The following is a 22,079-nucleotide window of genomic DNA, read 5'->3' as shown; positions in this document are numbered from 1 at the left end:
GGAGGTACCCCCAGGGGCTTGATTTGGCTGGGCTCAGCCGACACCAGCCCCCTCGGGCCCGTCCGGCGGCGGCGCCGTTCAGCCCCGCTGGCGCGCGAGGCGCAGCGCGCTGCCCGCTCGGTGCCATAGCGCCACCATCCGTCCGGTCCGCAGGCGTTCGAGCGTGGTCGACCAGCGGCGGGAACACGCCCAGGCCACACGGGCGGCCGAGCGTGGCGCCAGCACGGCCCGCAGCCGGGCCCCTCGTCCCGCCGCCGCGCGCAACCCGGCCCGTACGGACTCGACCTCCGCCGCCAGCGCCCCGACCGGTCCGGGCGCCGGCGCGTACAGCGCCTGCTCGACCGCGGTGGCCACCCGGACGGCGGACTCGGCCGCCGGTCCCTCCAGCGCGCCGATCCGTACGATCCGCGCCGCCGCCCGCCGTGGGGTCTGCGCGTCGTCCGGCGGGATGCCGTAGTCCCAGGCGGAGTCGGTCAGCTCGCGCCAGGCCGCCAGTGTCCGGTCCACCGCCTCCCGGGGATCCTCGTCCGGCCCGGCCCCGCTCATCGCGCCGAGGCGCCGGGCCCGTACCCGTCTGCGCCACAGCATCGGCAGCAGGGGCAGCGCGAGGACCACCAGCGCGGCCACCACGACGCCCGTGACCGTGCCCGCCCGCGGTCCGCCGGCGGACGTCCCGGCACCCGGCTGCTGGGCGAGGGCCGGACAGCCGTCGATCTTCTTCAGCCGCGGGGTGCAGTCGTCGCCCGGCCCGGCCGGCGCCGAGGGCGCGGCGGACCGGTCGGGGCGCGTGGAGGGGGCGCCCGGGTCCGACCCGGCGGGCGTCTCGGCGACCGTGTACTCGGGCTGGGTGCCACGGCTCGGCGTGGGCTCGAAGCGGGTCCAGCCCGTCCCCTCGAAGTACAACTCCGGCCAGGCGTGCGCGTCCTTGGAGCCGACCGACATCGAGCCGTCCGCCTGCGGGGTGCCCGGGGTGAAACCGACCGCCACCCGTGCGGGGATGCCCAGCGTCCGTGCCATGGCCGCCATGGAGAAGGAGAAGTGGACGCAGAAGCCCTCCTTGTCCCGGAGGAACGTGGCGATGGCGTCCGGTCCGCTGCCCGAGCGCACCTCCGTGTCGTAGCGGAAGCCGCCGTCGACCGCGAACCACTCCTGCAGCTTCACCGCCTGCTGGTACGGGTTCGCCGCGCCGGCCGTCACCTTCCGCGCCGTTTGCGCCACCACCTTCGGCAGTGAACCCGGCACCTTCGTGTACTCGCGCAGCACCCGCTGCGGGGGCGCGGGCGCGGCGGCGAGCTGCGCCGCCGTCGGCTCCACCAGCAGGCTCGTCACCTGATAGCGCGCGCCGCGGGTGGTCTGCGCGTGGCCGCCGACCAGCATCCGGCCCTCCGGCTCGTACCGCCACCGGCCGCCGATCCGCACCTGCTCGGCCGGGTAGGGGAGGGGCAGATAGGTCTGCGCGTACGAACCGGACGCGGCCACGGAGGTGTTGACCGGATCCGTCCGCACACCGGGGGCCAGCCCGGCGGGGGTGGGCAGCGGGTCGGGGACCTCGGTGACGGGACGGTCGGTGGACGTGCGCCAGGTCGAGCCGTCGAACCGGTCGAGGGCGACGATGCGCAGGTAGAGGTCCGCGGTGTTCCGGGTGGAGGTGCGATAGCGCAGCACCTCGCGGTTCTCCGGCTGCCGGAGGCTGTTCTGGAGGGCGACCAGCGGGCTGACCGCGCCGGATCCCCCGCCCGTGCCGCCGCCCGCGCCGCTGTCGGGGCCGCCCGGCTGGAGCAGCCCGCCGTCCATCGAGGGCAGCGCGGCCGGCACCAGCAGGGCGATACCGAGCGCGAGGGCCCCGATCCGCCGGCCCGTCCGGACCGGTGCGATGGCCGGTCCGTGGCCGGGGCCCAGCGGATGGGCCGACGGGCCCGGCGGCCCGCCGCCACCGCCGAAGACCCGGCCCCACTGGGCGAGCCGGTCGCGGCCCTCGGCCAGGAGCAGCAGCAGATAGCCGGCCGCGGCGGCCAGGAACCACAGCCAGTCGGTCCCCTCCGCCAGCCCGGCCGCCACGGAGTACAGCGCGAGCAACGGCAGCCCGGCCGGTGCGGCGCTGCGGTAGGTGACCGCCAGCGCGTCCACCACCAGGCCGATCACCAGCACCCCGCCGACCAGCAGCAGTCTGATGGCCGTGGTCGCCGGTGCCGGGATGGCGTACCGCCCGACGTCGGACGCCCCCTCCCGCAGCAACTGCCCGAACTCCTGGAAGACGTCCGGCCCCGGCAGCAGCCCGCCGATCGCCTGCTCCCGCGCGAAGACCACGGTGAGCAGCAGCAGGGCCACCAGGGCCTGCGCCGCCACCGTCAGTGCCCTGGCCAGCGGCACCCGCCGGGCGAGCACGCCCACCGCGGCCTGGACGACCAGCAGGAACGCGGCCTGGACGAGCCATACGGTGCGGTCCACCAAAGGCAGCAGCGCCCCCGCCGCCGCCAGGGTGGCCGCCGCCGCGCACACCGCCAGCCGGACTCCGCCGCTCATGACCTGCCTCCCGCCACACCGCTCCAGCCGCCCGCCGTCCCGCCCGGGGCGGCGCCCGGCGCCTCGTCACGGCCGGGGGCCGCACCGGCGGAACCCGCCAGCCGCCACAGATCCGCCAGCGGTGCTCCCGGGGTGACGGCCAGCGCCGTCCACCCGGCCTCGCGCAGCACGCGCAGCCGCCGCGCACCGTCGAGCTCCGGCCCGGGGCGCCGGACCCCGGGGTCGTAGGCCCAGTCGGCGGGGTCCAGGACGAAGGCGACCGCCGTCGTGCCGCGCTGCCGCAGCCGCCCGGCCAGCATCGTCTGCTCCTCGTCCAGCTCGCCGAAGAACGCCACGAGCAGCCCGCCGGCACCGCCGCGCAGAGCGTCGTGGGCGGCGGCCAGCCCGGTCTCCTCGGAATGGTCCACCACCGCGAGGGTGTCCAGCAGCAGCCCGGCCGCGTCGGCACCGTCGTGCGCGGAGCCGCCGTACCCGCCCGTGCCGTCGGGGCCGGGCACCGCGCTGCCGGTGTCGGTCAGCAGCCGCACCGAGAAGCCCCGCTCCAGCAGATGGACCGCCGTGGAGGCCGCCCCCGACACCGCCCATTCGAACGGGGAGTCGGGCCCGGCGCCCTCGTAGGCGATGCCGCGGGTGTCCAGCAGCACCGTGCAGTGGGCCCGGTGCGGCTGCTCCTCGCGGCGCACCATCAGCTCGCCGTAGCGGGCGGTGGAGCGCCAGTGCACCCGGCGCAGATCGTCGCCGTGGCGGTAGCCGCGCGGTATGACGTCGTCCTCACCGGCCAGGGCGAGCGAGTGGTGCCGGCCGTCGCCGTAGCCCGCCGCCTCGCCGCCGAGCCGCAGCGGGGGCAGCGGATCCACCCGCGGCACGACCGTCAGGGTGTCGAAAGCGCTGAAACCGCGGGTCAGCTCGCACATCCCGAACGGGTCCGTCAGCCGCAGCTGCAACGGCCCCAGCGGATAGCGGCCGCGCAGATCGGAGCGGACCCGGTAGGACACCTCACGGCGGCCGCCCGGCTCGATCCGGTCCAGGACGAAGCGGGGGCGCGGCCCCAGGACGTACGGCACCCGGTCCTGGAGCATCAACAGCCCGGTGGGGAGCCGCGAGACGCTGTCGATCCGCAGATGCACCCGTGCCTCGGCGGTGGCGGGCACCCGCGAGGGCGACAGCCGTCTGCTGCCGGTGACCCGGTGCCGGGTGCGATGCAACACGATCACGCACACCACGGGCAGCACGGCCAGCAGCAGCCCCACCCGCAGCAGGTCCGACTGGCCCAGGACGTAGGAACACCCGGCGGCGGCGACCCCCGCCGCCAGAAAGGAACGGCCGCGGGTGGTCAGCCCGCCGAACGCCGTCCACAGACCGCTGCGCGCGGCCCCGCGCTCCCCGGCCCGCTCGCCGGCCCCCGCCGGGCCCCGGGCGGGGGCTCCCCCGGAAGACATCACAGCCGCCGCGCCGCCGGGGGCTGGTGGCCGGGCGGCTGCGGCTGACGCCACGCCTGAGCCGACGGATCGGGCACCGGGGTCCGCTGGAGGATGTCGACGACGACCTGCTCGGCCGTGCGCCGGCCCAGCTGCGCCTGCGCGGTGGGCAGCAGCCGGTGCGCGAGCACCGCCACGGCCAGCGCCTGGACGTCGTCGGGCAGGGTGAAGTCCCGGCCGGCCAGCGCCGCGGCGGCCTTGGCCGCGCGCAGCAGATGCAGCGTCGCCCGCGGCGACGCCCCGAGCCGCAGATCGGGGTGCTGCCGGGTCGCGCCCACCAGGTCCACCGCGTACCGCCGCACGGACTCGGCGACGTGCACCGCGCGGACCGCCTCGACGAGCTTGACGATGTCGTGCACGTGCGCCACGGGCTGGAGGTCGTCCAGCGGGGAGACGCCACCGTGCACGTCCAGCATCCGCAGCTCGGCCTCCGGGTGCGGGTAGCCGATCGAGACCCGGGCCATGAAGCGGTCGCGCTGCGCCTCGGGCAGCGGATAGGTGCCCTCCATCTCGACCGGGTTCTGCGTGGCCACCACCATGAAGGGGCTGGGCAGCTCGTAGCTGTGGCCGTCGACGGTGACCTGGCGCTCCTCCATCGACTCCAGCAGCGCCGACTGGGTCTTGGGCGAAGCGCGGTTGATCTCGTCGCCGATCACGATCTGGGCGAAGATCGCTCCGGGCTTGAACTCGAAGTCCCGCCGCTGCTGGTCGAAGACGCTCACCCCGGTGATGTCGGACGGCAGCAGGTCGGGGGTGAACTGGATGCGCCGCACCGAGCAGTCGATGGACCGCGCCAGCGCCTTGGCGAGCATGGTCTTGCCCACCCCGGGCACGTCCTCGATCAGGAGGTGCCCCTCGGCGAGCAGCACGGTCAGCGAGAGCCGTACGACCTCCGGCTTGCCCTCGATCACACTCTCCACCGATCTGCGGACCCGCTCCGCTGTGGTGGTCAGATCGCTGAGGCTCGCTCGTTCGTCATAGGTCGTCACCCGGCCCTCCTCGGCCCTTCCCCAAGCTCGCGAGGAGCAGGGATTCCCCAAACCGAACCGGGCCCGTGGGTACGGACCGGCCCTCCCCGAAAGGTGCCGCCGCGCCCCCGCCGGTCGCGGGGGCGGGCGTCACCTACGCATTCTGGCCGCTCACGCGGTGTTCCGTCACCGCCTGTGGACAATCAGCGCCGGGGGTCGATCTCGCGCAGCAGTCCCGTCGTCACGTCGAAGACGAAGCCGCGCACGTCGTCGGTGTGCAGCAGGAACGGCGAGGTGCGGACCCGCTGCATGGACTGCCGGACATCCTGGTCCAGGTCCTTGAACGCCTCCACCGCCCACGCCGGGCGCTGCCCGACCTCGGCCTCGATCTCGTGCCGGAAGTCCTCGGTCAGGTTCAGCAGACCGCAACCGGTGTGGTGGATCAGCACCACCGAGCGGGTGCCCAGCGCACGCTGGCTGATCGTCAGGGAACGGATGATGTCGTCGGTGACCACACCGCCGGCGTTGCGGATGGTGTGGCAGTCGCCGAGCTCCAGGCCGAGTGCGGCGTGCAGGTCGAGACGGGCGTCCATGCAGGCCACGACGGCGACCTTCAGGACGGGACGGGCGTCCATGCCCGGGTCGCTGAACGCGGAGGCGTACTTGGCGTTGGCCTCGACCAGGCGGTCGGTGACCGTTTTCTCAAAGTGGTCGCGGTCGGAGGTCGGCTGCGAGGGCTGAGGCGCGGATATCGACATATGCATGAAGGTAGTCGGCGCGCGGCCCATCGGCCCGCTTTCAGAGCGGGCAAACGCCGCCAACATGGCCTCCTGTGAGGTAAGCCACAGGTCAAAGGCGTATGCCGCCGTACGGGTGAGGGCGCGTCGTGACCCAGCCCTAGCCCGGCTCTGGCCCGGCCCCGGCCCGGCTCGACCCCGGCGTGCGGCCCGCTTCCCGCACGTTCCCCCGGCGCCGCCCAAGGCCGGGGCGGGACGCGCTGGCCGGTTGATTGACCGAAGGGACGAGTGGACTAAAGTGGCGCGAAGTGGGAGGCCTGACGCTCCCCTTGGAACCGAAAACCCGCACGTGCGCGCCGCGTACGTACCCCTCGGCCTCCTCCCGCTCCCCGGTCGCCCGACATCACTTCCCCGGTGCCGGACCGGCCGCTTCCCCTTCGAGCGGGCGGGGACCCGGGGATGCGTCGCCCGCGGACCTCCCCGGACTCTCAGAAGGGCGCATGAGCAGCAACGCGCGACACGTCCCCGTCATGCTCCAGCGCTGCCTGGACATGCTCGCCCCCGCTCTCACCGAGCCCGGCGCGGTCGTCGTCGACTGCACCCTCGGCGCCGGCGGGCACAGCGAGGCGTTGCTCAGCCGCTTCCCCGAGGCCCGGCTCGTCGCCCTCGACCGCGACCCCACCGCCCTGGCACTCGCGGGGGAGCGGCTCGCCCCCTTCGGCGACCGCGCCACGCTGGTGCGCGCCGTCTACCACGAACTCCCCGAGGTGCTGGACGGGCTCGGCATCCCGCGCGTCCAGGGCGTCCTCTTCGACCTCGGCGTGTCCTCCATGCAGCTCGACGAGGCCGACCGCGGCTTCGCGTACGCCCAGGACGCCCCGCTGGACATGCGGATGGACCAGACGACGGGGCTCAGCGCCGCGGAGGTCCTCAACACCTACGCCCCCGGCGAGCTGGTGCGCATCCTGCGCGCCTACGGCGAGGAGAAGCAGGCCAAGCGGATCGTCAGCGCCATCGTCAAGGAACGCGCGAAGGAGCCCTTCACCAACAGCGCCCGGCTCGTCGAGCTGATCCGCGACGCGCTGCCGCAGGCCGCCAAGCGCACCGGCGGCAACCCCGCCAAGCGCACCTTCCAGGCCCTGCGCATCGAGGTCAACGCGGAGCTGGCCAGCGTCGAGCAGGCCATCCCGAACGCCGTCGCCGCCCTCGCCGTCGGCGGCCGGATCGCCGTGCTGTCCTACCAGTCGCTGGAGGACCGCATCGTCAAGCAGGTCTTCGCGGCGGGCGCCGCCAACACCGCGCCCCCCGGACTGCCGGTCGTCCCCGAGCGCTACCAGCCCCGTCTGAAGCTCCTCACCCGCGGCGCCGAGCTGCCCACCGAGGAAGAGGTCGCCGAGAACCGGCGGGCCGCGCCCGCCCGGCTGCGCGGCGCCGAGCGCATCCGCGAGGACGCGCGGTGACACCGGCCGCCCGCGGCCCGGGCGCGCGCCTGATCCGGATGCTGCCCGCCGGGGCCGTCGGAGCGAAGCGGACCCCGTTCGTCCTGCTGGTCGTGGTGCTGCTCGGCTCCGGGCTGCTCTCCCTGCTGGTCCTGAACTCCTCGCTCAACCAGGGCTCCTTCGAACTCAGCCGGCTCCAGCGCAAGACCACCGAGCTGACCGACGAGCAGCAGGCGCTGCAGCAGGAGGTCGACCAGCTCGCCGCCCCGGACGCGCTGGCGCGCCGCGCCCGTGAACTGGGCATGGTCCCCGGCGGCAGCCCCGCCTTCCTCGACCCGGACGGCACCGTCCACGGCGTCCCGTCCCCGGCCGCCGCCGACCCCGCCGGCTTCACCACCCCGCTCCTCCCGGCCGCCCCGCTCGAGGCCCCGGCCGCCCCCGAGGTGCCCGAGATCCCCGACGTCCTGGAGATCCCCGAGGTCCCGGCCGTCCCCGAGGCCCCCGCTCCGCAGGTCCCCGCCCCCGACGCCCGTACGGCAGTGAAGACCGTTCCGACCACCGGCAGGTGACGCAGTGCCGCAAACCCCCGGGGTACGGCCCCCGCGCTTCTCGCAGGCCCGCCCGGCCGCCGGGCCGCCCGGGCCCCCGGCCGCGCACCGGCGGCGCCCCCGGAGGGTGAGCGCGCCATGACGGCCCCCCGCCGCCCCCGCCAGCTCCGCGACCCCCGCCGCCGCGTCCCCGGGCCCGCCCGTCCCGCCGCCCGCCCGGCCCGCGCCCCCCGCCCCCCGGGCTACCGCCCCGCCGCCCAGCAGCTGCGGCTCGGCAGCCCACGGCCACGGCTGCGCATGGTCGGCGCCGGGCTCACGCTCGTCCTGCTGGTCTTCACCGTGCGGCTGCTCCAGGTGCAGGCCGTGGACGCCGACGCCTACGCCGCCAAGGCGAACGTCAACCGCTACATCCCGGTCACGCTCGCCGCCGAGCGCGGCGCCATCACCGACCGGGCCGGCATCGCCCTCGCCACCACCGTCGACGCCTACGACATCACCGCCGCCCCCGACCTGCTGACCCCCGAGCGGACCAAGACACCCGACGCGGCCCGCCGGGCCGCCGAGCTGCTCGCCCCGCTGCTCGCCGAGCGGTCGGCGGAGCTGGAGCGGAAGCTCACCGCCAACCCCAAGTCGAAGTACGTCGTGCTCGCCCGCCGACAGTCCCCCGCGGTCTGGAACCGGATCAAGGAACTGAAGAAGACCGTCGCCGACCGGGCGAAGGCCGAACGGGGCGTCAACCTCCTCGAGGGCGTCAACCGCGAGTCCCACAGCAAGCGCGTCTACCCCAACGGGGACCTCGCCGCCGGGATACTGGGCTTCGTCAACGCCGAGGGCCAGGGCGGCGGTGGCATCGAGGCCCAGCTCAACAGGGAACTCGCCGGCAAGGACGGCAAGCTCGTCTACGCCCAGTCCTTCGGCCACCAGGTCCCCACCGGCGACCTCAAGGAACAGCCCGCCGTGCCCGGCTCCGACGTCGAGCTGACCATCGACCGCGACATCCAGTGGGCCGCGCAGAACGCCATCGCCGAGCAGGTGCGCGCATCCGCGGCCGACCGCGGTTACGTCGTCGTCCAGGACGCCCGCAACGGCGAGATCCTCGCCATGGCCAACGCCCCCGGCTACAACCCCAACGACCTCGCCCACGCCGACGGCAACGCCATGGGCAACGCCGCGCTCCAGGACGCGTACGAGCCGGGCAGCGTCAGCAAGGTGATGACCATGGCCGCCGTCCTGGAGGAGGGCAAGGCCACCCCGGCCACCCATGTCGAGGTGCCGAACCGGCTGCCCCGCGCCGACCGGGCCTTCGCCGACGACATCGACCACGCCACCTGGCACCTGACCCTCAACGGGGTGCTCGCCAAGTCCAGCAACATCGGCACGATCCTGGCCGCCGAACAGCTCGGCGACAGTCAGCCCGAAGCCAACCGTGTCCTCCACTCCTACCTGCGCAAATTCGGCATCGGCGCCCCCACCGGCCTCGGCTTCCCGGGCGAGACGCCCGGCATCCTCGCCGCACCGGGGAAGTGGAGCGCCTCACAGCAGCACACGATCCCCTTCGGGCAGGGCCTCTCCCTGAACGCCGTACAGGCCGCCTCCGTCTACTCCACCATCGCCGGCGGCGGCGAGCGGGTGCGGCCCACGCTCGTACGCGGCATCAAGGGCCCCGACGGCCGCTTCACCCCCGCGCCGGCCCCGCCGCGGACCCGCGTGGTCAGCGAACGGACCGCCAAGACCCTGGCCACCATGCTGGAGTCCGTCGTCGACGACCGGGAGGGCACCGGGACGAAGGCGAAGATCCCCGGCTACCGCGTCGCGGGCAAGACCGGCACGTCCAACCGGGTGGATCCGCAGACCGGGCGCTACCACGGATACACCGCCTCGTTCGCCGGATTCGCCCCCGCCGACCAGCCCCGGGTCACCGTCTACTGCGCCATCCAGAACCCGACCGAGGGCAGCTACTTCGGCGGCCAGATCTGCGGCCCGGTCTACAAGAAGGTCATGGAGTTCGCGCTCAAGACCCTCCAGGTACCGCCGTCCGGCACCCAGCCTCCCCGGCTGCCGGTGAACTACGGCGACAGCTGACCCGGGGGCCGCCGTGACGACGATCACTCCCGAACCGGGGAACCACGGCCCGGCACGCCCCTCGCTTCGCGACCAGGCGGGTGGGCCCGGTACGCTCACCGCCGTGCCCCACGCTGATCAGTCCCACACCAGCCCCACGGACGCCCCGGCCACGTATCCGGGAGCGCCCCGCCCCACCCAGGTCCGCCCCGCGCCCCTCGCGGAGCTCGCCGGTCAGCTGGGCATCGCCGTCACCCGTGCCGCCACAGCCGCCGACGAGGCCCCCGCGACCGCCACGGTCACCGGCATCACCCACGACTCGCGGGCCGTGCGCCCGGGCGACATCTACGCCGCCCTGCCCGGCGCCCGCTTCCACGGCGCGGACTTCGCCGCCCAGGCCGCCGGGCTCGGCGCGGTGGCCGTGCTGACCGACCCGGCCGGCACCGACCGGGCCACGGCCGCCGGCCTGCCCGTCCTCACCGTCGACGACCCGCGCGCCCGGATGGGCGCGCTCGCCGCGACGATCTACGGCGAGCCGGGCCGCGACCTGCTCCAGATCGGCATCACCGGCACCTCCGGCAAGACCACCACCGCCTACCTCATCGAGGGCGGCCTGAAGGCCGCCGCCGGCGAGTCCGGGGCCCTGACGGGCCTCATCGGCACGGTGGAGTCCCGGATCGGCGACGAGCGGATCAAGTCCGAGCGCACCACGCCCGAGGCGACCGACCTCCAGGCGCTCTTCGCGGTCATGCGCGAGCGCGGCGTCGGCTCGGTGGCCATGGAGGTCTCCAGCCACGCCCTGGTGCTCGGCCGCGTCGACGGCTGTGTCTTCGACATCGCGGTCTTCAACAACCTCAGCCCGGAGCACATGGAGTTCCACTCCGGCATGGAGGACTACTTCCAGGCCAAGGCCCGGCTGTTCACCAAGGCCCGCAGCCGCCTCGGCGTCGTCAACCTCGACGACGAGTACGGCCGGCGCCTCGCCGAGGGCGCCTCCGAGGTCCCGGTCGTCACCTTCTCGGCGGAGGGCCACCCCGACGCCGACTGGCGCGCCGCCGACGTCCACGTCGGCCCGTTCGACTCGGACTTCACCGTCCTCGGCCCCCAGGGGCAGTCGGTCACCGCCCGGGCGCCGCTCGCCGGCCCGTTCAACGTCGCCAACGCCCTCGCCGCCATCACCGCGCTCGTCGCCGCAGGCATCGACCCGCAGACCGCCGCCGACGGCGTCGCGGCCGTGCCCGGCGTGCCCGGCCGGCTCGAGCGCGTCGACGTCGGCCAGCCCTACCTGGCCGTCGTCGACTACGCCCACAAGACGGACGCCGTCGAATCGGTTCTCCGCGCCCTGCGCAAGGTGGGCAAGGGCCGCATCCACGCCGTCCTCGGCTGCGGCGGCGACCGGGACCAGACCAAGCGCGCCCCCATGGGCGCGGCCCTGGCCCGGCTCGCCGACACCGCCGTACTGACCTCCGACAACCCCCGCTCCGAGGACCCCCTCGCGATCCTCGCCACCATGCTCGCGGGCGCCGCCGAGGTGCCCGTCCACGAGCGCGGCACGGTCCTGCTCGCGGAGGAGCGGGCCGACGCCATCGCCGCCGCCGTCGCCCGCGCCGAGCCGGGCGACACCGTCCTCGTCCTGGGCAAGGGCCACGAGCAGGGCCAGGACATCGCCGGAGTGGTACGCCCCTTCGACGACCGCCAGGTGCTGCGCGAGGCCATCGAAGCCGAGCGACTGCGCTTGTCGACCAAGCACCGGAACGACCAGGGATGACAGACCGCCATGCGCGCACAACCCTCCCCCCGGAAGCCCTCCCGAACGGCCGGAGGTAAATCTCAGTGATCGCTCTGTCTCTCGCCGAGATCGCCGCCCTCGTCGGCGGGCAGCAGCACGACATACCGGACCCGGGCGTCGCCGCCCACGGCCCCGTCGTGATCGACTCCCGTGACGTGCGGCCCGGCAGCCTCTTCGTGGCGCTGTCCGGGGAGAACACCGACGGCCACGACTACGCCGAGCGCGCGGTCGCCGCGGGCGCGGTGGCCGTCCTGGCCGCCCGGCCCGTCGGCGTGCCCGCCATCGTCGTGGACGACGTCGTCGCCGCCCTCGGCGCCCTCGCCCGTGCCGTCGTGGAGCGGCTCGGCACCACCGTCGTCGCGCTCACCGGCTCGGCCGGCAAGACCAGCACCAAGGACCTGATCGCCCAGCTCCTGGAGCGCATCGGCCCGACCGTGGGGCCGCCCGGCAACTTCAACAACGAGATCGGGCTGCCGCTGACCGCGCTGCGCGCGCAGGAGAGCACCCGTCACCTCGTGCTGGAGATGGGCGCCCGCGGCATCGGCCACATCCGCTACCTCGCCGAACTCACCCCGCCGCGCATCGGCCTCGTCCTGAACGTCGGCACCGCGCACATCGGCGAGTTCGGCGGCCGTGAGCAGATCGCCCAGGCCAAGGGCGAACTGGTCGAGGGCCTGCCCACCGCGGCGGAGGGCGGCATCGCCGTGCTCAACGCCGACGACCCCCTCGTACGGGCCATGCGCACCCGCACCAAGGCCCGCACCGTCCTGTTCGGCGAGGCCGAGGAGGCGGACATCCGGGCCGAGAACGTCCACCTCACCGCGACCGGACAGCCCGCCTTCACGCTTCACACACCCACCGGGTGCGGCGACGTGACCATGCGGCTGTACGGTGAGCACCACGTGTCGAACGCGCTCGCCGCCGCCGCCGTCGCCCATGAGCTGGGCATGCCCGCGCAGGAGATCGCCACCGCGCTCTCCGAGGCGGGCCAGCTCTCCCGCTGGCGGATGGAGGTCACCGAGCGCGCGGACGGCGTGACGATCGTCAACGACGCCTACAACGCGAACCCCGAGTCCATGAGAGCCGCGCTGCGCGCGCTGGCCGCCATGGGCCAAGCCGCCACGGCGAAGGGGGGCCGCACGTGGGCCGTGCTCGGTCAGATGGCCGAGCTCGGCGAGGACTCACTCGCCGAGCACGACGCGGTCGGACGGCTCGCCGTCCGGCTCAACGTCAGCAAGCTCGTGGCAGTCGGGGGCAGGGAAGCGGCCTGGCTGCAAATGGGTGCCTATAACGAGGGTTCGTGGGGTGAGGAGTCGGTGCACGTGTCCGACGCGCAGGCGGCGGTCGACCTGTTGCGCAGCGAGCTGCGTCCGGGAGACGTCGTGCTGATGAAGGCGTCCAGGTCGGTCGGCCTGGAGCGGGTCGCAGCCGCGCTGCTCGCGACCGATGGCGAGGTCTCCGGCTGATGAACCAGATCCTGTTCGCGGGTGTCATCGGTCTGCTGCTGACCCTGGTCGGCACCCCGCTGCTGATCAAGTTCCTGGCCCGCAAGGGCTACGGCCAGTTCATCCGTGACGACGGCCCGCGCGAGCACCACAGCAAGCGCGGCACGCCCACCATGGGTGGCATCGCCTTCATCCTGGCCACGCTCATCGCCTACGCCCTGACCAAGGTCATCACCAGCCACGAGCCGACGTTCTCCGGCGTGCTGGTGCTGTTCCTGATGGCGGGCATGGGCCTGGTCGGCTTCCTCGACGACTACATCAAGATCGTCAAGCAGCGGAGCCTGGGCCTGCGCGCCAAGGCGAAGATGGCCGGCCAGCTCATCGTCGGCATCGCCTTCGCGGTCCTCGCGCTGCAGTTCGCCGACACCCGGGGCCAGACCCCGGCCTCCACCAAGCTGTCCTTCACCCAGGACTTCGGCTGGTCCGTCGGCCCCGTGATCTTCGTGGTCTGGGCGCTGTTCATGATCCTCGCGATGTCCAACGGCGTGAACCTCACCGACGGCCTCGACGGCCTCGCCACCGGCGCGTCCGTGATGGTCTTCGGCGCCTACGTCTTCATCGGCACCTGGCAGCACGGACAGTCCTGCGGCAACCCGCTGACCGCCGGCGCCGCCTGTTACGAGGTCCGCGACCCGCTCGACCTCGCCGTCGTCGCCTCCGCCCTGATGGGCTCCTGCTTCGGCTTCCTGTGGTGGAACACCTCGCCCGCCAAGATCTTCATGGGTGACACCGGCTCGCTCGCCCTCGGCGGCGCCCTCGCGGGACTGGCCATCTGCTCCCGCACCGAGCTGCTGATCGCCCTCCTCGGCGGTCTGTTCGTCCTGATCACCATGTCCGTCGTGATCCAGGTCGGCTCCTTCAAGCTGACCGGCAAGCGCGTCTTCAAGATGGCACCGCTCCAGCACCACTTCGAACTCAAGGGGTGGAGCGAGGTCCTGGTGGTGGTCCGCTTCTGGATCATCCAGGGCCTGTGCGTGGCCGTCGGCCTCGGACTCTTCTACGCCGGATGGCTGGCCATCAAGTGACCCCCACCACTCCCTCCACCCCGTCCCACCACTGGGCCGGGCGGCACATCACCGTCGCCGGCCTCGGCGTGAGCGGCGTCAGCGCCGCCCGCGCCCTGGCCGGCCTCGGCGCCCGGGTGACCGTCGTCGACGGCGGTGACAGCGCCACCCACCGCGAGCGCGCCGCCGAGCTGGAGCGCGAGGGCATCACCGTGCGCCTCGCCGACGCCGAGACGCTGCCCCCGGGCACCGAACTGGTCGTCACCTCACCCGGCTGGAAGCCCGAGAGCCCGCTCTTCGCCGCCGCCGGCGAGGCGGGCGTGGACGTCGTCGGCGATGTCGAGATCGCCTGGCGGCTGCGCGGCGCGCACGGCGAGCGGCCGGCCCCCTGGCTCGCCGTCACCGGCACCAACGGCAAGACCACCACGGTCCAGATGCTCGCCTCCATCCTGGAGGCCGCCGGACTGCGCACGGTCGCCGTCGGCAACATCGGCACCCCCATCGTCGACGTGGTGCTCGCCCAGGGGCGCGACGGAGCCGAGCCGTACGACGTGCTCGCCGTCGAACTCTCCAGCTACCAGCTGCACTGGGCGCCCTCCGTGCGCGCCCACTCCGCGGCCGTGCTCAACCTGGCGCCCGACCACCTCGACTGGCACGGCTCGATGGAGGCGTACGCCGCCGACAAGGGCCGCATCTACGAGGGCAACGAGATCGCCTGCGTCTACAACGTCGCCGATCCCGCCACCGAGCGCCTGGTCATGGGGGCCGACGTCGAGGAGGGCTGCCGTGCCATCGGCTTCACCCTCGGCACCCCCGGCCCCTCCGAGCTGGGCGTGGTCGACGGCATCCTCGTCGACCGCGCCTTCGTGGAGAACCGCCGGGAGCAGGCGCAGGAGCTGGCCGAGATCTCGGACGTGACGCCGGCCGCCCCGCACAACATCGCCAACGCCCTCGCGGCGGCGGCCCTGGCCCGCGCCTTCGGCGTCCCCGCCACGGCCGTCCGGGACGGGCTGCGGGCCTTCCGCCCCGACGCCCACCGCATCGCCCATGTCGCCGACGTCGACGGCGTCGCCTACGTGGACGACTCCAAGGCCACCAACACCCACGCCGCCCAGGCATCCCTGGCCGCCTACGAGTCGATCGTGTGGATCGCGGGCGGCCTGGCCAAGGGCGCCACGTTCGACGGCCTGGTCACCGCCTCCGCGGGGCGGCTGCGCGGCGTCGTGCTGATCGGGGCCGACCGGGAGCTGATCCGCCAAGCGCTGGCGCGACACGCCCCCGATGTGCCGGTGGTGGACCTCGACCGGACCGACACTGGGGCGATGGCGGCGGCGGTCCGGGAAGCGGCGCGGCTCGCCCGGCCCGGGGACACCGTCCTCATGGCCCCGGCGTGCGCCTCGATGGACATGTTCGTCAACTACAACAAGCGCGGCGAGGCCTTCGCCGACGCGGTCCGGGAACTGGCCACCGGCCGGACCCCGGAGGAGTAGCCGCCCGATCTCCCCGCGGCGCGGGCCGGCGGCCAGGAGACCAGCGGAGGGGACACCCGGATGCACGCCGACGACACCGCGGGCACCGGGGGCACACCGGGCGGCCTGCGGGCCCTGCGCGGGGCCCCCGCCCGGCCCCGGCCCCAGCGCGCCCCCCGCCCCGCACGGATCCGCGCGGGGGGCCCACGCGGGCCCCGGCGGCCGTCCGGCGGCGGGCTGCGCGGGCTGCACGCGCGCGTGAAGCGCGCCTGGGACCGCCCGCTGACCGCGTACTACCTGGTCCTCGGCGGCTCTCTGCTGATCACCGTGCTGGGCCTGGTGATGGTCTACTCCGCGTCCCAGATCAAGGCCCTGCAGAACGGCCTGCCACCCAGCTTCTTCTTCCGCAAACAGCTGCTCGCCGCCGCCATCGGCACCGTGCTGCTGCTGGCCGCCGCCCGGCTGCCCGTCAAGCTGCTGCGGGCGCTGGCCTATCCGCTGCTCGCCGGATCCCTCTTCCTGCTCTGCCTGGTCCAGGTGCCCGGCATCGGGCAGACCATCAACGGCAACACCAACTGGATCTCCCTGGGCGGCCCCTTCCAGCTCCAGCCCAGCGAGTTCGCCAAGCTCGCCCTCGTGCTGTGGGGCGCCGACCTGCTGGCGCGCAAACACTCCAAGAAGCTGCTCAGCCAGTGGAAACACCTCCTGGTGCCCCTGGTGCCCGTCACCTTCCTGCTGCTCGGCCTGATCATGCTGGGCGGCGACATGGGCACCACCGTCGTGCTCAGCGTGGTCCTGCTCGGCCTGCTGTGGGTGGCGGGCGCCCCGACCCGGCTCTTCGCCGGGATCTTCGCGGTCACCGCCGTGCTCGCCGCGCTGTTCATCAAGACCAGCGCCAACCGGATGTCCCGCCTCGCCTGCATCGGCGCGACCGAACCCGGTGCCCACGACCGGTGCTGGCAGGCCGTGCACGGAATCTACGCCCTCGCCAACGGCGGCTGGTTCGGCGCCGGACTGGGTGCGAGTGTGGAGAAATGGGGCGAACTCCCAGAACCCCACACCGACTTCATCTTCGCCATCACCGGTGAGGAACTCGGTCTCGCGGGGACGCTGTCGGTACTCGCCCTCTTCGCGGCTCTAGGCTATGCGGGTATCCGCGTGGCCGGACGCACGGAGGACCCCTTCGTGAGGTACGCAGCGGGAGGTGTGACCACCTGGATCACGGCGCAGGCCGTGGTCAACATCGGTGCGGTGCTCGGCTTGCTGCCGATCGCCGGGGTCCCCCTGCCGCTGTTCTCCTACGGGGGCTCCGCCCTGCTGCCGACCATGTTCGCCATCGGACTGCTGATCGCCTTCGCGCGCGACGAGCCCGGTGCGCGGGCAGCGCTCGCCATGCGGCAGCCTGGGGTGAGATGGAAGACGATGAGACGGCGCGTCAAGAAGCGACCGTCCGGAGAGCGGTGAATTTCGGTGCATGTCGTACTCGCCGGCGGGGGGACCGCCGGCCACATCGAGCCCGCGCTCGCCCTCGCGGACGCCCTGCGCAGGCAGGACCCGACCGTGGGGATCACGGCGCTCGGCACGGAGCGGGGCCTGGAGACCCGGCTCGTGCCCGAGCGGGGCTATGAACTGGGGCTGATCCCCGCCGTACCCCTGCCCCGCAAGCCCACACCCGAGCTGATCACCGTTCCGGGACGGCTGCGCGGCACCATCAAGGCCGCCGAGCAGATCCTGGAGCGGACCAAGGCCGACTGCGTGGTGGGCTTCGGCGGCTACGTGGCGCTGCCCGGCTATCTGGCCGCCAAGCGGCTCGGGGTGCCGATCATCGTCCACGAGGCCAACGCCCGGCCCGGCCTCGCCAACAAGATCGGCTCGCGCTACGCCGCGTCGGTCGCGGTGAGCACCCCGGACAGCAAGCTGCGCAACGCCCGCTACGTCGGCATCCCGCTGCGCCGCACCATCGCCACCCTCGACCGGGCCGCGGTCCGGCCCGAGGCGCGCGCGGCGTTCGGGCTCGACCCCAACCTGCCGACGCTGCTGGTCTCCGGCGGCTCGCAGGGCGCCCGCCGGCTGAACGAGGTCATCCAGGCGGTCGCGCCGATGCTCCAGCGCTCCGGCATCCAGATCCTGCACGCGGTCGGCCCGAAGAACGACCTGCCGCACGCGGACAACATGCCCGGAATGCCGCCCTATATCCCGGTACCGTATGTGGACCGGATGGACCTCGCGTACGCCGCGGCGGACATGATGCTCTGCCGCGCGGGCGCGATGACCGTCGCCGAGCTGTCCGCCGTCGGGCTCCCGGCCGCCTACGTCCCGCTGCCCATCGGCAACGGCGAACAGCGGCTCAACGCCCAGCCGGTGGTCAAGGCGGGCGGCGGTCTGCTGGTCGACGACGCCGAGCTGACCCCCGAGTGGGTGCAGAGCCATGTGCTCCCGGTGCTCGCCGACCCGCACCGGCTGTACGAGATGTCCCGCGCCGCCTCCGAGTTCGGGCGCCGGGACGCCGACGAGCTGCTCGTCGGCATGGTGTACGAGGCGATTGCCGCACGCAGGGCCCGCTGACGGCCCGTAGGAGCAGGAGGCGGGGAGCGTGGCCGGACCGACGACCGCCCGGCGCGGTGGCGGCAAGAACGACAAGTCGCCGCGCTCGCGGCAGCCGTCCGGCCCGCCCCGCTCCGGCGGGCGGCCGGGCAAGGCGAAGCCGCGCCGCCCCCGCCTCCCGATCCCCCCGCGCCGGCGCCGACTGCTCGGCTGGGCGGCCGTCACCGTGGCCCTCGGCGCGGCCGCCGGCTGGGCGCTGTACGGCTCCAGCTGGCTGCGGGTCACTCATGTGGAGGTCAGCGGCACCGCCGTACTGACGCCCGGTGAGGTCCGCCGGGAGGCCGACGTCCCGTTCGGCGACCCCCTCGCCGCCGTGGACACCGACGCCATCGCCGACCGGCTGCGCGACCGGCTGCCGAGGATCGAGGCGGTGGAGGTCGAACGGTCCTGGCCGCATGGAATCAGTCTGAAAGTGACCGAGCGGCAGCCGAAAGCCGTCCTCGAAAAGGGCGGGAAGTTCATCGAAATCGACGGTACGGGCGTGCGGTTCGCCACAGTCGATCAAGCCCCGAAGGGGGTGCCCCGGCTGACGATGGCGGCCGAGGATACGCCCGGTACGCGCCGGTTCGGCCCCGAGCGGCTCGAACGGGAGGCGGTCCGCGTCGCGGTGGACCTGCCCCCCGCCGTCCGCCGGGACACGCTGTCGATCCGCGTACGCTCGTACGACTCCATCACCGTGGAACTGACGGGCGGTCGGACGGTCGTCTGGGGGAGTGGTGAACGGGGGGACGCGAAGGCCCGTACGCTCACGGCATTGCTCAAAGCCGCCCGGGGCGCCGACCACTTCGACGTCAGCGCTCCCGGGGCTCCGGCGGCGTCGGGGAGTTGACGCCGATCCGGGCCCGCCAGCACCCTGGTTGGCTACGACTATGGGTGATCACATAGGGTGAAAAGAAAAACGGGAGGTTCGGCGTGTTCATTGAACGCGCACCGCTTGTCGACTTAGTGTCCTGTTCAGAGAACCCAGACAACAGTGACACCGGTAACCCTAAACTTCAACGTTAGGGTTCGGGTCGGCATTGAGAACCGCCCCCAGGCATACGTAACTCGAGGCGAGAGGCCTTCGACGTGGCAGCACCGCAGAACTACCTCGCAGTCATCAAGGTCGTCGGTATCGGCGGCGGTGGCGTGAACGCCATCAACCGGATGATCGAGGTCGGTCTCAAGGGCGTCGAGTTCATCGCGATCAACACCGATGCGCAGGCTCTCCTGATGAGCGACGCCGACGTCAAGCTCGATGTCGGCCGGGAGCTCACCCGCGGCCTCGGCGCCGGCGCCAACCCCGACGTCGGCCGCAAGGCCGCCGAAGACCACCGCGAGGAGATCGAGGAGGTCCTCAAGGGGGCCGACATGGTCTTCGTGACCGCGGGCGAGGGCGGCGGCACCGGCACCGGTGGCGCCCCCGTCGTCGCCAACATCGCCCGCTCGCTGGGCGCCCTGACGATCGGTGTGGTCACCCGCCCGTTCACCTTCGAGGGCCGCCGCCGTGCCAACCAGGCGGAGGACGGCATCGCCGGGCTGCGCGACGAGGTCGACACCCTCATCGTCATCCCCAACGACCGACTGCTGTCCATCTCGGACCGTCAGGTGAGCGTGCTCGACGCGTTCAAGTCGGCGGACCAGGTGCTGCTGTCGGGCGTTCAGGGCATCACCGATCTGATCACCACCCCGGGCCTGATCAACCTCGACTTCGCCGACGTCAAGTCCGTGATGTCCGAGGCCGGCTCGGCGCTCATGGGCATCGGCTCGGCGCGCGGCGACGACCGCGCGGTGGCCGCCGCGGAGATGGCGATCTCCTCGCCGCTCCTGGAGGCGTCGATCGACGGCGCCCGCGGTGTGCTGCTCTCCATCTCCGGTGGTTCCGACCTCGGTCTCTTCGAGATCAACGAGGCCGCCCAGCTGGTCAGCGAGGCCGCCCACCCCGAGGCGAACATCATCTTCGGCGCCGTCATCGACGACGCCCTCGGCGACGAGGTCCGGGTCACCGTCATCGCGGCAGGCTTCGACGGCGGCCAGCCGCCGGCCAAGGGCAGCCGCGACAAGGTGCTCGGCTCCTCCTACGGCGGCCGCGAGGAGAGCGCGCCCGCCGCACCGGCCCCGAGCCGGCCGGCCGAGCGGTCGGAGCCGTCCCGTCCGGCCTTCGGCGGACTCGGCAGCGTGACGCCGCGCACCGAGGAGCCGGTGCCGGCCGACCCGAGCCCGGTCAACGAGATCCCGGCGCCGCCGGTCTCCTCGCCGCAGGTCCCGCCGGCCCGTCCGTACCAGGACTCCACCGCCGAGGAACTGGATGTCCCCGACTTCCTGAAGTAGTCCGGCGGCATCGAACGAGCGGCCCCCAGTGATAGGGCAACAGCACGCAGTGACATCCGAAGAGCACGCGAGCGGCGCGCACTTCGCCTTCACCGACAGGTGGGGCGGGGTGAGCGCCGCTCCGTATGACGAGCTGAACCTCGGCGGCGCGGTCGGTGACGACCCCGCGGCCGTGCGGACCAACCGCGGGCGGACGGCGAGGGCACTCGGCCTCGACCCGGCCGCGGTGGTCTGGATGAACCAGGTGCACGGCCGGGACGTGGCCGTGGTCGACGGCCCGTGGAGCGACGCCGGTTCCACCGCCCCCATCCCGGCCGTCGACGCGTTGGTGACGGCCCGCCGGGGGCTCGTCCTCGCGGTGCTCACCGCGGACTGCACGCCGGTACTGCTCGCGGACCCCGTCGCCGGGGTCGCGGGAGCGGCCCACGCCGGCCGCCCGGGTCTGGTCGCCGGAGTCGTCCCGGCGGTCGTCGCCTCGATGACCGCCCTCGGGGCGGACCCGGCCCGGATCGTCGCCCGGCTCGGCCCCTCGGTCTGCGGACTCTGCTACGAGGTGCCCGAGGCGATGCGCGCCGAGGTCGCGGCGAAGGTGCCCGAGGCCTGGGCCACCACGCGGCAGGGCACTCCGGCGGTGGATGTCGCGGCCGGCGTCCGGGCCCAACTCGGCGGGCTTGGTGTGCGGATCAGCGGACAATCTCACATTTGTACGCTGGAGTCGAAGGACCACTTCTCGTACCGGCGTGAGCGCACCACGGGGCGACTCGCGAGTTATGTCTGGTTGGACGCAGAGCTGTGACGGACCGTAGAACGCAACTGGCCCAGAACCTGGAGCTGGTGGAGGAACGTATCTCCTCCGCCTGCGCGGCCGCCGGCCGTGAGCGCGGGGACGTGACCCTGATCGTGGTCACCAAGACCTACCCCGCGAGCGACGTCCGGCTCCTCGCCGAGCTGGGTGTCCGTCATGTCGCGGAGAACCGCGATCAGGACGCGGCCCCCAAGGCCGCCGAATGCTCGGATTTGCCCCTTACCTGGCACTTCGTCGGCCAGCTGCAGACCAACAAGGTCCGGTCCGTGGCGAATTACGCTGATGTGGTGCAGTCCGTTGACCGGCTCAAGCTGGTCAACTCCCTCTCGGCGGCGGCCGTCCGCAGCGGCCGGCGGCTCGACTGCCTGATCCAGGTGGCGCTTGACGCCGAGTCGGGACAGACCGGGAGGAAGACGGCGGATCGCGGCGGTGTCGCCCCGGACGACGTGGCGGCGCTCGCCGACGCGTTGGCCGCGGCCGAAGGGCTGCGGCCGGCCGGGCTGATGACGGTCGCTCCGCTCGTCGGACCGTATGCCGACCGGCAACGGGCCGCGTTCGACCGGCTGATGGAAATCGCAACGGACCTGCGCTCGGCCCATCCTGCTGCGAACATGGTGTCAGCAGGGATGAGCGCGGACCTCGAGGACGCCGTTGCTGCCGGGGCGACACATGTACGTGTCGGCACAGCGGTACTCGGAGTCCGACCCAGGCTCCGGTAACGTCGCCAAGAAGTCGGACCACAGCAGAAAATATGGTCATTACCGTCAAAAGACGGACAGACCAAGTGGATCCAAGGCGCCCGTTGGCGGAGCCGATCCACCACAGAGCGGAGGACGCAG

General features: G+C 73.3%; 17 protein-coding genes. 13 read left to right on the top strand and 4 right to left on the bottom strand.

The genetic code is table 11. The annotated features are described in order from the left end of the window. Positions 1-78: 78 nt before the first annotated feature. The 4 genes from ACZ6MA_RS01340 to ACZ6MA_RS01325 form a co-directional block, all read right to left on the bottom strand. Positions 79-2,523, bottom strand: a complete 2,445-nt coding sequence (locus ACZ6MA_RS01340; RefSeq protein WP_469430117.1) for a transglutaminase TgpA family protein — start codon at positions 2,521-2,523, stop codon at positions 79-81. Next, complete coding sequence (locus ACZ6MA_RS01335) at positions 2,520-3,962, bottom strand: DUF58 domain-containing protein (protein ID WP_469430115.1); 1,443 nt, start codon at positions 3,960-3,962, stop codon at positions 2,520-2,522. Before ACZ6MA_RS01335 ends, ACZ6MA_RS01340 begins: the two co-directional genes overlap by 4 nt. Next, positions 3,962-4,990 carry an AAA family ATPase gene (locus tag ACZ6MA_RS01330; protein ID WP_469430113.1) on the bottom strand — a complete coding sequence of 343 codons (1,029 nt, stop codon included), beginning with the start codon at positions 4,988-4,990 and terminating at the stop codon, positions 3,962-3,964. Before ACZ6MA_RS01330 ends, ACZ6MA_RS01335 begins: the two co-directional genes overlap by 1 nt. A 182-nt stretch (positions 4,991-5,172) precedes the next feature. Beyond that, entirely contained in the window at positions 5,173-5,727 is a 555-nt protein-coding gene (locus tag ACZ6MA_RS01325) for a beta-class carbonic anhydrase (protein ID WP_469430112.1), read from the bottom strand. 479 nt (positions 5,728-6,206) lie between these two features. Between ACZ6MA_RS01325 and rsmH the strand changes: the two genes are divergently transcribed. The 13 genes from rsmH to ACZ6MA_RS01260 all read left to right on the top strand — a co-directional run bounded on the left by rsmH (position 6,207) and on the right by ACZ6MA_RS01260 (position 21,959). After that, the gene (gene rsmH / locus ACZ6MA_RS01320; RefSeq protein ID WP_469430110.1) at positions 6,207-7,166 is read left to right on the top strand and encodes a 16S rRNA (cytosine(1402)-N(4))-methyltransferase RsmH; all 960 of its coding nucleotides are present in this window, start codon (positions 6,207-6,209) and stop codon (positions 7,164-7,166) included. Between the two features lie 38 nt (positions 7,167-7,204). Further along, positions 7,205-7,714 carry a cell division protein FtsL gene (ftsL, locus tag ACZ6MA_RS01315; protein ID WP_469431148.1) on the top strand — a complete coding sequence of 170 codons (510 nt, stop codon included), beginning with the start codon at positions 7,205-7,207 and terminating at the stop codon, positions 7,712-7,714. A gap of 117 nt (positions 7,715-7,831) precedes the next feature. Next, positions 7,832-9,775: a peptidoglycan D,D-transpeptidase FtsI family protein gene (locus tag ACZ6MA_RS01310; protein WP_469430108.1), complete on the top strand. Its 1,944-nt coding sequence runs from the start codon at positions 7,832-7,834 to the stop codon at positions 9,773-9,775. Positions 9,776-9,788: 13 nt separating this feature from the next. Beyond that, positions 9,789-11,522: a UDP-N-acetylmuramoyl-L-alanyl-D-glutamate--2,6-diaminopimelate ligase gene (locus ACZ6MA_RS01305; protein ID WP_469430107.1), complete on the top strand. Its 1,734-nt coding sequence runs from the start codon at positions 9,789-9,791 to the stop codon at positions 11,520-11,522. Between the two features lie 65 nt (positions 11,523-11,587). After that, the gene (locus ACZ6MA_RS01300) at positions 11,588-13,009 is read left to right on the top strand and encodes a UDP-N-acetylmuramoyl-tripeptide--D-alanyl-D-alanine ligase (protein WP_469430106.1); all 1,422 of its coding nucleotides are present in this window, start codon (positions 11,588-11,590) and stop codon (positions 13,007-13,009) included. Next, positions 13,009-14,073: a phospho-N-acetylmuramoyl-pentapeptide-transferase gene (gene mraY / locus ACZ6MA_RS01295; protein ID WP_184730560.1), complete on the top strand. Its 1,065-nt coding sequence runs from the start codon at positions 13,009-13,011 to the stop codon at positions 14,071-14,073. The genes ACZ6MA_RS01300 and mraY overlap by 1 nt, the downstream gene beginning before the upstream one ends. Next, positions 14,055-15,542, top strand: a complete 1,488-nt coding sequence (gene murD, locus ACZ6MA_RS01290; RefSeq protein WP_469430103.1) for a UDP-N-acetylmuramoyl-L-alanine--D-glutamate ligase — start codon at positions 14,055-14,057, stop codon at positions 15,540-15,542. Before mraY ends, murD begins: the two co-directional genes overlap by 19 nt. Positions 15,543-15,602: 60 nt before the next feature. Beyond that, complete coding sequence (gene ftsW / locus ACZ6MA_RS01285; protein WP_469430102.1) at positions 15,603-16,985, top strand: putative lipid II flippase FtsW; 1,383 nt, start codon at positions 15,603-15,605, stop codon at positions 16,983-16,985. A gap of 6 nt (positions 16,986-16,991) precedes the next feature. Continuing rightward, a complete protein-coding gene (gene murG, locus ACZ6MA_RS01280) occupies positions 16,992-18,086 on the top strand; it encodes an undecaprenyldiphospho-muramoylpentapeptide beta-N-acetylglucosaminyltransferase (protein WP_469430101.1) in 1,095 nt (364 codons plus the stop codon). Positions 18,087-18,114: 28 nt separating this feature from the next. Then, entirely contained in the window at positions 18,115-18,954 is an 840-nt protein-coding gene (locus ACZ6MA_RS01275; RefSeq protein WP_469430100.1) for a cell division protein FtsQ/DivIB, read from the top strand. A gap of 239 nt (positions 18,955-19,193) precedes the next feature. After that, positions 19,194-20,435 carry a cell division protein FtsZ gene (gene ftsZ, locus ACZ6MA_RS01270; protein ID WP_469430098.1) on the top strand — a complete coding sequence of 414 codons (1,242 nt, stop codon included), beginning with the start codon at positions 19,194-19,196 and terminating at the stop codon, positions 20,433-20,435. A gap of 28 nt (positions 20,436-20,463) precedes the next feature. Continuing rightward, complete coding sequence (gene pgeF / locus ACZ6MA_RS01265; protein ID WP_469430097.1) at positions 20,464-21,231, top strand: peptidoglycan editing factor PgeF; 768 nt, start codon at positions 20,464-20,466, stop codon at positions 21,229-21,231. Beyond that, complete coding sequence (locus ACZ6MA_RS01260) at positions 21,228-21,959, top strand: YggS family pyridoxal phosphate-dependent enzyme (RefSeq protein WP_469430096.1); 732 nt, start codon at positions 21,228-21,230, stop codon at positions 21,957-21,959. The genes pgeF and ACZ6MA_RS01260 overlap by 4 nt, the downstream gene beginning before the upstream one ends. Positions 21,960-22,079 lie beyond the last annotated feature (120 nt).

It is taken from the genome of Streptomyces sp. NPDC042259 (assembly GCF_055582085.1).
This window is presented reverse-complemented; position numbering and strand designations above follow the sequence as displayed.